At 72.1% G+C, this 14,004-nt stretch carries 15 protein-coding genes and 1 riboswitch; of the genes, 5 read left to right on the top strand and 10 right to left on the bottom strand.

Features of this window, described 5'->3' with window-relative positions:
* The first annotated feature begins 21 nt into the window (after positions 1-21).
* The gene (locus tag C3489_RS18050; RefSeq protein WP_103782882.1) at positions 22-834 is read left to right on the top strand and encodes an alpha/beta fold hydrolase; all 813 of its coding nucleotides are present in this window, start codon (positions 22-24) and stop codon (positions 832-834) included.
* Positions 835-850: 16 nt separating this feature from the next.
* Here the strand turns inward: C3489_RS18050 and mnmA are convergent, their stop codons facing one another.
* On the bottom strand, positions 851-1,981 hold the full coding sequence (mnmA, locus tag C3489_RS18045; RefSeq protein ID WP_103782881.1) for a tRNA 2-thiouridine(34) synthase MnmA: 1,131 nt from the start codon (positions 1,979-1,981) through the stop codon (positions 851-853).
* A gap of 60 nt (positions 1,982-2,041) precedes the next feature.
* Between mnmA and C3489_RS18040 the strand changes: the two genes are divergently transcribed.
* Positions 2,042-2,701, top strand: a complete 660-nt coding sequence (locus C3489_RS18040) for an N-acetylmuramoyl-L-alanine amidase (RefSeq protein ID WP_103782880.1) — start codon at positions 2,042-2,044, stop codon at positions 2,699-2,701.
* An 81-nt stretch (positions 2,702-2,782) separates the two neighbouring features.
* Positions 2,783-2,954: riboswitch (TPP riboswitch) on the top strand.
* A gap of 33 nt (positions 2,955-2,987) precedes the next feature.
* Here the strand turns inward: C3489_RS18040 and C3489_RS18035 are convergent.
* The 3 genes from C3489_RS18035 to C3489_RS18025 all read right to left on the bottom strand — a co-directional run bounded on the left by C3489_RS18035 (position 2,988) and on the right by C3489_RS18025 (position 4,860).
* A complete protein-coding gene (locus tag C3489_RS18035) occupies positions 2,988-4,157 on the bottom strand; it encodes a cysteine desulfurase family protein (protein ID WP_103782879.1) in 1,170 nt (389 codons plus the stop codon).
* A gap of 227 nt (positions 4,158-4,384) precedes the next feature.
* Positions 4,385-4,651: a DUF4190 domain-containing protein gene (locus C3489_RS18030; protein ID WP_103782928.1), complete on the bottom strand. Its 267-nt coding sequence runs from the start codon at positions 4,649-4,651 to the stop codon at positions 4,385-4,387.
* A gap of 41 nt (positions 4,652-4,692) precedes the next feature.
* On the bottom strand, positions 4,693-4,860 hold the full coding sequence (locus C3489_RS18025) for a hypothetical protein (RefSeq protein ID WP_103782878.1): 168 nt from the start codon (positions 4,858-4,860) through the stop codon (positions 4,693-4,695).
* 132 nt (positions 4,861-4,992) lie between these two features.
* Between C3489_RS18025 and C3489_RS18020 the strand changes: the two genes are divergently transcribed.
* The gene (locus tag C3489_RS18020; RefSeq protein ID WP_103782877.1) at positions 4,993-5,631 is read left to right on the top strand and encodes a TetR family transcriptional regulator; all 639 of its coding nucleotides are present in this window, start codon (positions 4,993-4,995) and stop codon (positions 5,629-5,631) included.
* A gap of 6 nt (positions 5,632-5,637) precedes the next feature.
* On the opposite strand, the gene C3489_RS18015 is transcribed toward C3489_RS18020, so the two are convergent.
* Positions 5,638-6,600 (bottom strand): YafY family protein, encoded by a 963-nt coding sequence (locus tag C3489_RS18015; RefSeq protein ID WP_103782876.1) that lies wholly within the window; start codon positions 6,598-6,600, stop codon positions 5,638-5,640.
* Between the two features lie 101 nt (positions 6,601-6,701).
* Here C3489_RS18015 and C3489_RS18010 point away from each other — a divergent pair, with 101 nt between their 5' ends.
* Complete coding sequence (locus tag C3489_RS18010) at positions 6,702-7,289, top strand: TIGR03086 family metal-binding protein (protein WP_103782875.1); 588 nt, start codon at positions 6,702-6,704, stop codon at positions 7,287-7,289.
* Here C3489_RS18010 and C3489_RS18005 read toward each other — a convergent pair.
* On the bottom strand, positions 7,276-8,136 hold the full coding sequence (locus C3489_RS18005) for a thioesterase family protein (RefSeq protein ID WP_103782874.1): 861 nt from the start codon (positions 8,134-8,136) through the stop codon (positions 7,276-7,278). The two genes, C3489_RS18010 and C3489_RS18005, sit on opposite strands and share 14 nt — an antisense overlap.
* A 164-nt stretch (positions 8,137-8,300) precedes the next feature.
* Between C3489_RS18005 and C3489_RS18000 the strand changes: the two genes are divergently transcribed.
* Positions 8,301-9,536 carry an esterase family protein gene (locus tag C3489_RS18000; protein WP_103782873.1) on the top strand — a complete coding sequence of 412 codons (1,236 nt, stop codon included), beginning with the start codon at positions 8,301-8,303 and terminating at the stop codon, positions 9,534-9,536.
* A 3-nt stretch (positions 9,537-9,539) separates the two neighbouring features.
* Here C3489_RS18000 and C3489_RS17995 read toward each other — a convergent pair whose 3' ends face one another.
* From C3489_RS17995 to C3489_RS17980, 4 genes are all read right to left on the bottom strand, one after another.
* Complete coding sequence (locus C3489_RS17995; RefSeq protein WP_103782872.1) at positions 9,540-10,196, bottom strand: trimeric intracellular cation channel family protein; 657 nt, start codon at positions 10,194-10,196, stop codon at positions 9,540-9,542.
* Positions 10,197-10,260: 64 nt separating this feature from the next.
* Entirely contained in the window at positions 10,261-11,784 is a 1,524-nt protein-coding gene (locus tag C3489_RS17990; RefSeq protein WP_181139725.1) for an ABC transporter ATP-binding protein, read from the bottom strand.
* 23 nt (positions 11,785-11,807) lie between these two features.
* Entirely contained in the window at positions 11,808-12,905 is a 1,098-nt protein-coding gene (locus C3489_RS17985; RefSeq protein WP_103782870.1) for an ABC transporter ATP-binding protein, read from the bottom strand.
* Positions 12,902-13,900 (bottom strand): ABC transporter permease, encoded by a 999-nt coding sequence (locus C3489_RS17980; protein ID WP_103782869.1) that lies wholly within the window; start codon positions 13,898-13,900, stop codon positions 12,902-12,904. Before C3489_RS17980 ends, C3489_RS17985 begins: the two co-directional genes overlap by 4 nt.
* Positions 13,901-14,004: the final 104 nt, after the last annotated feature.

Genomic DNA, 14,004 nt, shown 5'->3' with positions numbered 1-14,004 from the left:
TCTGCGGCAGTCTGCAGTGCCATGGAGAAGCAGGAGAAGCAGGACGGTCACGACAGGCTGACGGCGGTTTCGCGGGACGGCACCCGCATCGCCTGCACCCGCCACGGACACGGCCCCGCCGTGATCCTGGTCAGCGGCGCGATGTCCACCGGGGGCACGCTGGCCCCGCTGGCCGGGCGGCTCGCCGAGCGCTGCACGGCCGTGGTCTACGACCGGCGGGGGCGCGGCGAGAGCGGCGACACGGAGCCGTACGCGGTGGAGCGTGAGGTCGAGGACCTGGCCGCGCTGATCGACGCGGTGGGCGGGGAGGCGGCCCTGTTCGGCGTCTCCTCGGGCGGTGCGCTGGTCGTCGAGGCGGTGGCGAGCGGGCTGCCGGTCCGCCGGGCGGGTGTGTACGAGGTGCCGTTCGCGGACTTCCTCCCGGGCGGTGCCGAGCAGCAGGCCGCCTACGCGCGCAACCTGACGGCGGCGCTCGCCGAGGACCGGCGCGGGGACGCGGTGGAGCTGTTCCTGCGCCTGACCGGCCTCGGCGAGGAGGTCATCCGGGGCGCACGGCAGTCCCCGATGTGGGCCGGCATGGAGGCGATCGCGCCCAGCCTGGCGTACGACGCGGCGGTGATGGGCGACGGCCTGCTGCCCCGCGAGCGGCTCGCCGCGATCTCCGTGCCCTTCCTCGTGGTCGCGGGCGGGGCGAGCCCGGCGTGGATGCGCGAGGGGAACCGGGCGCTCGCCGAGGCGGCACCCCGCGGCGACTTCCGGGTCCTGGAGGGCCAGACCCACATGGTCGAGCCGGACGTCCTGGGCCCGGTGCTCACGGAGTACTTCTGCGGGTAGGCGACGGGCGGCCGCGTCAGGCCACGCCCGCCGTCGCGCGCGTGGTCGCGGCGATCGTCGCCGAGCCCACCACGCGCGTGCCGTCGTACAGGACGATCGCCTGGCCGGGGGCGACGCCGCGGACCGGCTCGGTGAAGGTGACCCGCAGCTCGCCGTCGACCAGCTCGGCGCTCACCTCGGTCTCACCGCCGTGGGCGCGCAGCTGGGCGGTGTAGGTGCCGGGGCCGGCCGGGGCGATGCCGCACCAGCGCGGCTTGATCGCGGTGAGCGCGGTGACGTCCAGGGCGGCGGCCGGGCCGACCGTGACGGTGTTGGTCACCGGGGAGATGTCGAGGACGTAGCGCGGCTTGCCGTCGGGGGCCGGGGTGCCGATGCGCAGGCCCTTGCGCTGGCCGATGGTGAAGCCGTACGCGCCCTCGTGGGTGCCGAGCCTGTTGCCGGACTCGTCGACGATGTCGCCCTCGGCCTTGCCGAGGCGCTTGGCGAGGAAGCCCTGGGTGTCACCGTCGGCGATGAAGCAGATGTCGTGCGAGTCGGGCTTCTTGGCGACGGCGAGACCGCGGCGCTCGGCCTCCGCGCGGATCTCCTCCTTGGTGGTGACCGTGTCGCCGAGCGGGAACATCGCGTGCGCCAGCTGCCTGTCGTCCAGCACGCCGAGCACGTACGACTGGTCCTTGGCCATGTCGGAGGCGCGGTGCAGCTCGCGGGTGCCGTCCTCGCGGACGATCACCTTGGCGTAGTGGCCGGTGCACACCGCGTCGAAGCCGAGGGCGAGCGCCTTGTCGAGCAGCGCGGCGAACTTGATCTTCTCGTTGCAGCGCAGGCACGGGTTCGGGGTGCGGCCGGCCTCGTACTCGGCGACGAAGTCCTCCACGACGTCCTCGCGGAAGCGGTCGGCGAGGTCCCACACGTAGAAGGGGATGCCGATGACGTCCGCGGCTCGGCGGGCGTCGCGGGAGTCCTCGATGGTGCAGCAGCCCCGCGCGCCCGTGCGGAAGGACTGGGGGTTCGCGGAGAGCGCGAGGTGGACGCCGGTGACGTCGTGGCCCGCCTCGGCGGCGCGGGCCGCGGCGACGGCGGAGTCGACGCCGCCCGACATGGCGGCGAGGACGCGGAGGGGGCGGGAGCGCTGCGGGGTGTCAGTCATAGCCCTTCCAGAGTACGGGTGCGCGGGAACCGGGACGGCCGGATATGCGTTCACGATCACATGGGGGATGCGAAGAGCGACGCGGACCGGCGGATCGGGCGGCGTGCCCTGCTCATCGGCGGTGCGGCGGCCGCCGTGGGCACGGCGGTGCTGGCCCGTGACGAGCTGGGGCATCTGTGGTGGCGGCTGCCGGGGGTGGAGAAGCCGCGGGTGGCGGGCGCGGTCGACTTCCGGGGCGCGCTGTGGGTGGCGGCCTCCCCGGCGAACTACCGCCGCGCCGACCGGCCGGACGACTACCCGATCGACCGGGTGGTCGTCCATGTCACGCAGGGCGGCTACGGCAGCGCCGTGAAGGTGTTCCAGGACCCGGGCCACAAGGCGGCGGCGCACTACATCGTCCGCAAGGACGGACGCGTGACGCAGATGATCCGCGAGCTGGACGTGGCCTTCCACGCGGGCAACCGGGAGTACAACGAGCGCAGCATAGGCATCGAGCACGAGGGGTTCGTGGACCGGCCGCGCGACTTCACCGACGCCATGTACGCCGCCTCGGCGCGGCTGACGGCGGGGATATGCCGGCGCTACGGCATACCCGTGGACCGGGAGCACATCATCGGCCATGTCGAGGTGCCGGGCACGGACCACACCGACCCGGGTCCGCACTGGGACTGGGACCGCTATCTGGGGCTGGTGCGACGGGCGCGCACGGCACCCGCGTGAGGCGCGCGAACCCGGTGGTAAAAAATCCGGTTTGCCCCTCTTCCTTTGCCCTGCAGCCGTTCTATCCTGGTAAGTGGCCTACGGGGCGAGTGAGGGAGTCCAACCGGAGTAGCCGACTTGAGCGAGAAGCTTCGGCTTCCGCTGAGGCCGACGTCGACGGTCGGGCTGAGAGGCCGAAGGGCGAGCGACCCGACGGCGACCCCCAATACCTGATCCGGACCATGCCGGCGAAGGGAACCCGTCTCGTAGGTCCTTTTCGCGCGCCCGGGGCGGGCGGCGCCGTCGGTCAGACGAGCCCCGCCGCGCGGGCCCGTTCCACCGCCGGCCCGATGACCTTCGCCAGCGCCTCGACGTCGGCCTCGGTGGAGGTGTGGCCGAGGGAGAAGCGCAGGGTGCCGCGGGCCAGGTCGGGGTCGACGCCGGTGGCGAGCAGGACATGGCTGGGCTGGGCCACCCCCGCGGTGCAGGCGGAGCCGGTGGAGCACTCGATGCCCTGGGCGTCCAGCAGGAGCAGCAGGGAGTCGCCCTCGCAGCCGGGGAAGGTGAAGTGGGCGTTGGCCGGCAGCCGGCCCTCCGGCGCGGGGTCGCCGCCGAGGATCGCGTCCGGCACCGCCGCGCGGACGGCGTCGACCAGCTGGTCGCGCAGGGCACCGATCTCCCGGGCGAACCACTCGCGCTGCTCGGCGGCGAGGCGGCCGGCGACCGCGAACGCGGCGATCGCCGGGACGTCCAGGGTGCCGGAGCGGACGTGGCGCTCCTGGCCGCCGCCGTGCAGGACGGGCACGGGGCTGTACTCGCGGCCGAGGATCAGGGCGCCGATGCCGTAGGGACCGCCGATCTTGTGGCCGGAGACGGTCATCGCGGCGAGTCCGGAGGCGGCGAAGTCGACCGGGACCTGACCGAAGGCCTGCACCGCGTCGGAGTGCAGCGGGACGCCGAACTCGGCGGTCACGTCGGCGAGTTCACGGACCGGCTGGATCGTACCGATCTCGTTGTTCGCCCACATGACAGTGGCGAGGGCGACGTCGCCCGGGTCCCGCTCGATGGCCTCGCGCAGCGCGTCGGGGTGGACCCGGCCGTGGGCGTCCACCGGGAGGTACTCGACGGTGGCGCCCTCGTGCTCGCCGAGCCAGTGCACGGCGTCCAGGACGGCGTGGTGCTCGACGGGGCTGGCGAGGACCCGGGTGCGGGCCGGGTCGGCGGCGCGGCGGGACCAGTACAGGCCCTTGACCGCCAGGTTGTCCGCCTCGGTGCCGCCGGAGGTGAACACCACCTCGCTGGGGCGGGCGCCGAGCGCTTCCGCGAGGGTCTCGCGGGCCTCCTCGACGGTGCGGCGTGCCCTGCGGCCCGATGCGTGGAGGGACGAGGCGTTGCCCGTGATGCTCAGCTGGGCGGTCAGGGCCTCTGCCGCCTCCGGGAGCATCGGGGTGGTCGCGGCGTGGTCGAGGTAAGCCATGGTGACGCCGATTCTACGGGGCGTCTTCGGCTGGGCTTGGGTGGAGAGTCGGCCGGGGTTGCAGCGAGGTTGTGCGCCTTACCTCGGCTGCGGCTGGAGTGGGTGGCGTCGCGCCCGGCGCTGCAGGCCGTGCCCACCCGTTCCGCCCTGCGGAACGACTGCCCACGGTGGTACGGGCGTCCGCCCATGGCGGCCAGACGCCAGCGCACTGGCGGCCCGTCGGCGGTCTAGAAGCTCCAGGACACCGAGTGGTCCGCCTGCATGAAGGCGAGGAGGACCACCAGGTCGGCCACTCCCAGGGTCAGGCCCAGGTAGGCGCGGCCCGGGCGGGTCGTGCCGCGCCACAGGGCGATGGCCGCCAGGGCGATGGCGATGGGGCCGAGGAAGAGGTTGAGGACGAGCAGGCCCAGCAGGCCGAGGACGAACGACGCGACGGCCATGCCGTCGGTGTCGCGGCTGCCGGTGCGGCGCGCGGCCGGTGCGGTCAGTTGCATGATGGTCGGCTCCCGACGGTCGGAGATGGACGGCTGGACGGTCAACGGGCCGACGTGCCGCGCCGGCGGGCGTGGCGCTCGCGCAGGGCGAAGACAGCCAGCCACAGGGCGATGACGACGGCCGCGACGGCGGTGAAGGACAGCGGCGCGTGGGCCACGGTGCCCATCACGACACCGAGGAGCAGAAGTGCGGCGACGAGGAAGAGCATGGGATGAAACCCCCTCCGAGATGCTCTCGTGAAGTTTCGGTGAACGGTTGTAGTTACAGTTGTTCACTGACTCCCCAGTCTAGCGCGCCGGACGGCTTTCCAATTCCGGAGAACAGTTGTTAACTGCATGGCATGAGTCACACCCTCGGCATCCGGCAGGCCCAGAAGCAGAAGACCCGCCAGGCGCTCCTGGACGCGGCGCTCGCCCTGCTGGAGGAGCAGAGCCTGAGCAGCCTGGGACTGCGCGAGGTCACCCGCGCCGTCGGGGTCGCCCCGACCGCCTTCTACCGCCACTTCCGCTCCATCGCGGATCTGGGCGTGGCGCTGGTCGAGGAGGCGCTGGGCAGCCTGCACCCGATGATCCGGACCACGGTGTCCACGGCGGGCGACCACGAGGAGCGCATCGTGCGCGCCGTCGAGCTGATCGCCCGTCATGTGGACGCGTACCCCGCACATGTCCGGTTTATCGCCCGTGAGCGACATGGCGGGGTCCAGCCGGTGCGCGAGGCGATCCGCGGCGAACTGGAGCGGTTCGCCGAGGAGGTGAAGGCCGAGCTGGCGGGCGACCCCGTCTCCGAGGGCTGGAGCGAGGACGACCTGCTGATGCTCGCCACCCTCTACGTGGACCAGATGCTCATCACCGCCTCCCTCTTCCTGGAGACCCTGGAGCGGCCCGAGGAGACGCGGGAGGAGGAGCGGGAGCGGGTCACCCGGCTGGCCACCCGCCAGATGCGCCTGATCAGCATCGGCCGCCGGCACTGGCAGAACTGAGGCGCCTCAGCCGGGCCCGTACAGCTCCGTCACGGACCGTGCCGCGCGGGCCAGTTCCGCGCGGACCTCGGGCGGCGAGAGCACCTCGACGCGGTCGGAGAACGCGAGCAGCTGACGGGCCTCGGCGACGACGCCGTACGACAGCCGGGCGGTCACCCAGTCGCCCCGCCCGTCGTCGTCGGGGGGTTCGACGAGCGTGGCGGCCATCATGCGCTGGAACATGCCGAGCCGGTCGCGCCGGACCCGCACCACCACTTCCAGACCGCCCGGCCGCTCCTCCACCTGACGGCGCAGCACCTCCCAGACGTCGGCGAGTTCGACGCCGGGCCGGCGCCGCACCGGGGCGTCGAGCGACGTCGCCGAGCGCACCCGGTCGGCACGGAAGAGCCGCGGCCGCCCGCGCCGGTCGGCGACGAGGTACCAGACGCCCGCCTTGGAGACCAGGCCGTAGGGGTCGACGGTGTAGGTGCGCGGCTCGCTGTCGCCGCTGTGCCGGTAGCGCAGCCTCAAGCGCCGGTCGGTGAACACGGCGTCCTGCAGCACGTCCAGGTCGACGGCCTGCCGGGGGCCGCCGCGCCAGCGGGTGGCGTCGACCAGGATGCGCCGGCTGGTCACCTCGGCCGCGGGGCGGTGGGGTTCCGGCAGCGCGGCCATCACCTTGCGCAGTGCGGAGCCCAGTGCGGCGTCCAGACCGAGGGCGGCGTGCGCGCCCTGGGCGGCGAGGATGAACAGGGCCCGGGACTCGTCGGCGGTCAGGCCCGTCACATCCGTACGGAAGCCGGCGAGCAGCCGGATGCCGCCGTGCCGTCCGCGTTCGGCGTAGACGGGGACGCCGGAGGCGGACAGGGCCTCGATGTCGCGGTAGATGGTGCGCACCGACACCTCAAGACGCTCGGCCAGTTCGTGCGCGGGGACGCGGCCGCGGGTCTGCAACAGCAGCAGGATCGACAGCAGGCGGTCGGACTTCACGGCATCAGAATCCCGCCGGAGCAGAGCCGCAGGCAAATGCTGACGGAAGCTGTCAGGTTATGGGCCGAGCATCGGCGTACCGACCGAGAGAGAGGTACCCGATGAACGTCATCGACCCGCGCCCCGTCTACGCCCGCGCCACCGAGCAGGCCGCCGCCCTCATCCGTACCGTCCGGCCCGAGCAGCTGGACGGACCCACCCCCTGCACCGAGTTCGACGTGCGCCGGCTGCTCAGTCACATGGTCGGCGGCACGCTGCGGATCGCGGTGGTGGGCGAGGGCGGGGACGGCATGGCCGTGCACCCGTTCGCGGAGGGGGTGGAGGACGCCGGCTGGCCCGAGGCCTACGACGAGGTCAGGGCCCGGGTGCTGAAGGCGTGGGAGTCCGACGAACGGATGGCGGCGCCGGTGCGGGTGCCGTGGGGCGAGGTGGCCGGGTGGCAAGCGCTCTCCGGCTATGTGATGGAGATCGTCACGCACACCTGGGACCTGTCCGAGGCCGTCGGCCACCCGCTCGCCCTGGACCCCGAACTGGCCGGTTTCGCGCTGGCCACGGCCGAGCGCGTGCTGCCCGCGACCCGGCGCGGCGGCGACACGCCCTTCGAGCGGGTGCGGCCCGCCGCCGAGGACGCCGGTGTCTACGACAGGCTCGCGGCCTGGCTCGGCCGCGCCCCGCTCAGCCGAGCCTGACCCGGGCCAGTTGCCGGGACTGGGCGACCAGGCGGTCGGCGCTGTCCCAGACCTCGGCGTCCTCCTCCAGGAAGCCGCCGGCCAGGTTCCGGGTGGTGATGGCCACCCGCAGCGGGCCGGCGGCCGGGCGGGCCCGGACGTGGACGGTCAGTTCGACGGTGGGCACCCAGCCCTTGAGCCCCATCTCGAAGGCGGTCGGCGGCAGGGCGTCCACGGCGAGCAGCAGGGAGAGCGGGTCGGGGTCGCGGCCGTCGGCGAGACCGAACCAGGCGCGCATCTCGCCCTTGCCCGACGGCTGCCCGAGCGCCCAGCCGAGGGTGGCCGGGTCCAGCTTCAGCATCAGCCGGTCGGCGATGGCCGAGCTGCCGTCGACCGGCTTGGGACCGTCCTCCGGGCCGAAGCAGTGCTCCATGGGCGGGAGGGCGGGCGGCTTCGCCGTGGTGCGCACGTCGTCGGGGAGCGCGGCCAGGTCGCCGTAGGAGGCCAGGACGCGGATCCGCTCGACCTCGCGGCCCTCCTCGTCGTACTGGAAGAGGGAGGCCTGGCCGGTGGAGAGGGTGCGGCCGGCGCGCACGACGTCGGTGCGGACCACGGCGGGGCCGGGCTGAGAGGCCGTCAGGTAGTGCGCGGAGACGGTGAAGGGGTCGGGGTGGGGCAGGGCGTCCGCCAGGGCGCGGCCGAGGACGGCCAGCAGGTAGCCGCCGTTGACGGCGCTGATGATCGTCCAGCCGGCCGAGAGGTCGATGTCGTAGACGCCCGGGGCGCGGCGGGTGACGGCGGTGTCCCGGTCGAACTCGCTGTCGCCGATCGTGGCCCGGCGGGCCGCTGCGGAAGCTGCTTCTGACATGACTGAACGGTACAACAGGTAACTACTAAGCGGTAGCTTTTCTCCGCCGCGATCCGGCCGCGAGCCCTCCGCGCACCGCCGCACAGGTGAGGGTTCGGCAATTAATCGGTAAGTGTCCGTACTAGTCCGTAAACCTTGTCGCGGTTATCGCCCTCTCTAGGGACATGAGCCTCACCGGGACTCCGTTCCTCTACACCCTGATCGTGCTGGCCGTGGTGGCCGTGCTCGTTCCGCTGGTCCTGTGGTCGCGGCTGCGCGGACCGAAGGTGCTGCGCGCCGCCGCCCGGCTGCTGATGCTGCTGTTCGCCCAGGGCACCGCCGTCGCCCTGGTCTTCGTCCTGGTCAACAACTCCAACAACCTGTACGACAACTGGGACGACCTGCTCGGCACCGGCGACCACGTCCACCAGGCCGCCGACCTCGGTGCGAACGGCACCGGCAACATCGCGCTGGACAAGCTGCCCAAGGTCGAACAGAAGTTCAGCCCGGCGACGGGGCCCGGGATGCGCGCGGCCGGCGGGGTGCAGGTCACCCAGCTCAAGGGCCAGGTGTCCGGGGTGGACGCCGAGGTCTACGTCTGGCTGCCGCCGCAGTACCACCTGCCCGCCTGGCGGCACTACAAGTTCCCGGTCGTCGAGCTCCTGCCGGGCTACCCCGGCTCGGCCAAGGCCTGGTTCGGCTCGATGAAGGCCCACGAGCAGCTGCTGCCGCTGATGCGCTCCGGGGAGGTCGCGCCGTTCATCCTGGTCGCGCCGCGCACCAACCTGCTGGCCGGTGTGGACACGGGCTGCGCCAACATCCCCGGCACGGTCAACGCCGACACCTGGCTCAGCATCGACGTGCCCAAGATGGTCAAGGACAACTTCCGCACGCAGCCCTCGCCGGGCGGCTGGGCGGTCGCCGGGTACTCCGCCGGCGCGCACTGCGCCGCCAAGCTCGCCGTCGCCCACCCCGACCGCTACCGGGCCGCCGTGAGCCTGTCCGGGTACAACGACCCGATCGGCGAGAGCAACTCCCTCGCCGCACAGACCCCGGCGCTGCGGGCCGCGAACAACCCCTATGTGCTGCTGCGCAAGGCCGCGACGCCGCCGCAGGTCGCCCTCTACCTCTCCGGCCAGCCCGGCGACGGCTACGAGGCGGCCCTGGCGCTGAAGCAGGCCGCCAAGGCGCCCACGACCGTGCACGTGGTCTATCTGCCGCGCACCGCGGGCGGGCACACCATGGCCCTGTGGAAGCCCCAGGTGGACACCGTCTTCCGCTGGCTGTCGGTGCAGATGGGCAAGCACGGCGTCAAGGACCACACCCCCACCGCTCCCCGGTCGCCGTCGCACTCCGGCACCACGCGGGCCGAGCTGGCCAGTGGGGCTCCCGCCCAGCGGGGGGCCGGGCGCAAGGACTGAGACCTACTCCTCCGTGACCGTCGAACGCCGGTTCCAGGCGCGCGGAGCCCGCCAGTGGAAGCGCATCGCGAGCAGCCGCAGGACGAAGGCCGCGAGCGCGGCGAGGCCGCTGGCCAGCGGGGTGAGGGCCTCGTAGCGGATGCACAGGGCGACCATCGTGGAGCCGACGATCGCCGGCACCGCGTACAGGTCGCGGTCCCAGCGCAGCAGCGAGGGCACCTCGTTGGCGAGTACGTCGCGCAGCACGCCGCCGCCGACCGCGGTGGCCAGGCCCAGGGTGGCCGACGCGGTCAGGCCGAGGCCGTAGGCGTACGCCTTCGTCGTCCCGGCGACGCAGAACAGGCCGAGGCCGGCGGCGTCGAAGACGAGGACCGCGGCCTGGATCCGCTCGACGTGCGGGTGCAGGAAGAAGACCACGAGCGTGGCGAGCAGCGGCGTGAGGAAGTAACCGAGGTCCGTGAAGGCGGCCGGCGGCACCGCGCCGATGATCAGGTCCCGGAACAGCCCGCCGCCCAGCGCGGTGACCTCGGCGAGGACGGCGATGCCGAAGACGTCGAAGTTCTTGCGCACGGCCAGCAGCGCGCCGGAGATGGCGAAGACGAAGATGCCGACCAGGTCGAGCGTGTGCTGGACGGAGGGGCTGAAGAGCTGGGGGATCACCCGAACATTCTGACGCCTCGCGGGGCGTGCACCTGGCAAAGCAAGGCGCACGCCCCTGGGGCGCTTACTTGTCCGACTTCCCGGCGGTGCCCGACTCCCCGGCCTCGGCAGCCGCGTCACCGGTCTCGGCAGCCGTGTCACCGGCCTCGGGAGCGGTGTCACCGGCTTCCGGGGAAGCCTCCTCGGCCTCCGGAGCAGCGTCTTCCGTGTCGGAAGCCGCCGCGTCCGCAGCCGCGTCCGCCTCTGGAGCAGCCTCGTCCGCCGCCGAAGCGCCGTCAGCCGCCTCCTCGGAAGCCTCCTCAGCCTCTCCGGAAGCCTCGTCCGCCTCCGCGGGAGCCGCGTCCGCCTCCGCAGCGGCGTCAGCCGCCTCCGCGGCCGGCGTCTCGTCCCCGGTGGTGGCCTCTGCCGCCGCCACCTCGGCCGCGACCGCCGCCGACGTCGCCGCCGACTCCGCCAGGACCTCGTTGGAGACCAGCTCCGCCGCCTCCTTGGCCGCGGTCAGCAGAACCGTGTCCTGCGGCTGCTGGTCCTCGAAGTTCTCCGGGTGGTGGCAGGCCACCCGCTGCCCCGGCCGCAGCTCGATCAGCGGCGGCTCCGTGGTCTTGCAGATCTGCGTCGCCTTCCAGCACCGCGTGTGGAAGCGGCAGCCGCTGGGCGGCGAGATCGGCGAGGGCACGTCGCCCTTGAGCAGGATGCGCTCGCTCTTGGCGTGCTTGCGCCGCGGGTCCGGGATCGGCACCGCCGACATCAGGGCCTTGGTGTACGGGTGCATCGGCGACCGGTACAGCTGGTCGCGGTCGGCCAGCTCCACGATCTTGCCGAGGTACATCACCGCGATCCGGTCCGAGACGTGCCGGACGACCGACAGGTCGTGCGCGATGATGACGTACGTCAGGCCCAGCTCCTCCTGGAGGTCGTCCAGCAGGTTCACCACCTGCGCCTGGATCGACACGTCCAGAGCGGAGACCGGCTCGTCGGCCACCACCAGCTTCGGGTTGAGCGCGAGCGCGCGGGCGATGCCGATGCGCTGGCGCTGACCGCCGGAGAACTCGTGCGGATAGCGGTTGTAGTGCTCGGGGTTGAGCCCGACCACCGACAGCAGCCGCTGCACCTCCTTCTTGATGCCGCCCTCGGGCGTGACGCCCTGGAGCTTGAAGGGGGCGCCGACGATCGTGCCGATGGTGTGGCGCGGGTTCAGCGACGAGTACGGGTCCTGGAAGATCATCTGCACGTCGCGGCGCATCGGGCGCATGCCCGCCACCCCGAGGTGCGTGATGTCCTTGCCCTCGAACTCGACCGTGCCGCCGGTCGGTTCGAGCAGCCGGGTGATCAGCCGGCCCATGGTCGACTTGCCGCAGCCCGACTCGCCGACCACGCCGAGGGTCTCACCGCGGCGCACCTCGAAGTCGATGCCGTCCACCGCGTGGACCGCGCCGACCTGCCGCTGGAACAGGCCCTTCTTGATCGGGAAGTGCTTCTGCAGCCCGGTCACCTTCAGCAGGACGTCACCCTCGGCGGCGTCCTTGGTGAGGGTGGCCGCACCGGCGGCCTTCGGCTCGGTGCCGTCGCTCTGCGCGGGCAGGGTCACGTCCGTGTCCTTGGAGTTCTCGCTCACAGCTTCGGCGCAATCTCTTCGGTCCAGATACGCTCCCGCTGCTCGGCGCTCATGTGGCAGGCGGCCCAGTGGCGGCTGCCGACCTCGGCCAGCTCGGGGCGGACCGTGCGGGTGACGTTGTCCTTGGGCACGTCGGCGTACGGGCAGCGCGGGTTGAAGGCGCAGCCGGACGGGACGTTGATGAGGGAGGGCGGGGAGCCCTTGACCGGGATCAGGCGCTCCTGCTGCTCGCGGTCCAGGCGCGGCATCGAGCCGAGCAGGCCCCAGGTGTAGGGGTGGCGGGGCTCGTAGAACACCTTCTCGGCGGGTCCGCGCTCGACGCAGCGGCCGCCGTACATCACCAGCAGGTCGTCGGCGAGTTCGGCGACGACGCCCAGGTCGTGGGTGATGATGATGACCGCGGAGCCGAACTCCTTCTGCAGGTCGCGGATCAGGTCGAGGATCTGCGCCTGGACGGTGACGTCGAGGGCGGTGGTCGGCTCGTCCGCGATGAGCAGTTCGGGGTTGTTGACCAGCGACATGGCGATCATCGCGCGCTGGCGCATACCGCCGGAGAACTCGTGCGGGTAGCTGTCCACCCGCTTGTCCGGCTGCGGGATGCCCACCCGGTCGAGCATCTCGACCGCCCGCTTGCGCGCGGTCTTCTTGTCGACGTTGTGGTGGGTGCGGTACGCCTCGACGATCTGCTGACCGATCGTGAAGTACGGGTGCAGCGCGGACAGCGGGTCCTGGAAGATCATCGCCATCTGCCGGCCGCGCAGCTTGCGCACGTGGTCGGGGTCGGCGGACAGCAGCTCGGTGCCGTCCAGCCAGATCTCGCCGGAGATCTGCGCCTTGCGCTTGCCGTACTGGCCGGCGGTGTGCAGGCCCATGATGCCGAGCGAGGTCACCGACTTGCCGGAGCCCGACTCGCCCACGATGCCGAGGGTCTTGCCCTTCTCCAGCTGGAAGCTGAGCCCGTCGACGGACTTGACCAGGCCGTCGTCGGTCGGGAAGTGCACCTTCAGGTCGCGCACTTCGAGGAAGGCCGACGGCGGCGCCGAGGCGGGGGTGGGCTCGCCCACGGCCGCCCCGGTCTTGCTCAGTTCGGTCATGCGAGCCTCACTCGGGGGTCGATCACGGCGTACAGGACGTCCACCACGAGGTTGGCGAGGAGCACCGCGAGAGATGTGATCAGGGTGACGCCGAGGATGATGGGCAGGTCCTGGTTCTTGATGGCGTCGAGCACGGCACGGCCGAGACCGGGCAGGTTGAACGTGGACTCGGTCAGGATGGCTCCGCCGATGAGGGCGCCGAGGTCCATGCCGAGCATGGTCAGCAGCGGGGTCATGGTGGAGCGCATGGCGTGCTTGCCGATGACCGTCTGTTCCTTCAGGCCCTTGGCGCGAGCCGTGCGGATGTAGTCCTCGCCGAGGATCTCCAGCATGGTGGCCCGGGTGATGCGGGCGTACATCGCCGCGTAGAGGAAGGCGAGGGTGGCCCAGGGCAGGATCATGCTCTCGAACCAGCGGGCCGGGTTGTCGGCGAACGGCACGTACTGCGAGTCGACCCAGTGCAGCCCGATGTCGAAGATCGCGATGCTGAGCAGACCGGTGAAGTAGATGGGCAGGGAGACACCCGACAGGGCGACGACCATCGCGCCGCGGTCCCAGATGGTGCCCCGCTTGAGGGCGGAGAGCACACCGGCCGCGACACCGAAGATCAGCCACAGCACGGCGGCGCCGAGCGCGAGTCCCAGGGTCACCGGGAAACGGTCGGTCAGCACCGGCCAGACGGCCTGCTCGCTCTTGAACGAGTAGCCGAAGCACGGCGCGGAGCAGTGCACGACGTCACCGCCGCCGGAGTAGGTGCGGCCGGCGATGATGCCCTTGAAGAAGTGCCAGACCTGGAGGTAGACCGGGTCGCCGAGGCCGAGCTTCTGCCGCACGCCCTCCACGGCCCCCGGGTCGGCCTGCTTGCCCACGAAGCTCAGGGCGATGTCGACGCCCGCCCACTTGGGGATCAGGAAGAAGATGCAGAACACGGCCAGGATGATGACCACGAGCATCACTATGGCGGCGAACAACCGCCTGATGAGGTAAGCGAGCACAGCTTACGGCCCGCCGCGGGACCGCGGGCCCCGGAGGTCGTCCGGGGGCCCGCGGTCACGCCGCGCCGGCCTTCACCTGCCTTTCGTGCCGTACGGCGGGTGTG

Source organism: Streptomyces sp. Ru71 (genome assembly GCF_002920535.1).
GTDB lineage: Bacteria > Actinomycetota > Actinomycetes > Streptomycetales > Streptomycetaceae > Streptomyces.
The sequence above is the reverse complement of the archived record's forward strand: the minus strand, read 5'-3'. Positions and strand labels throughout refer to the sequence as shown.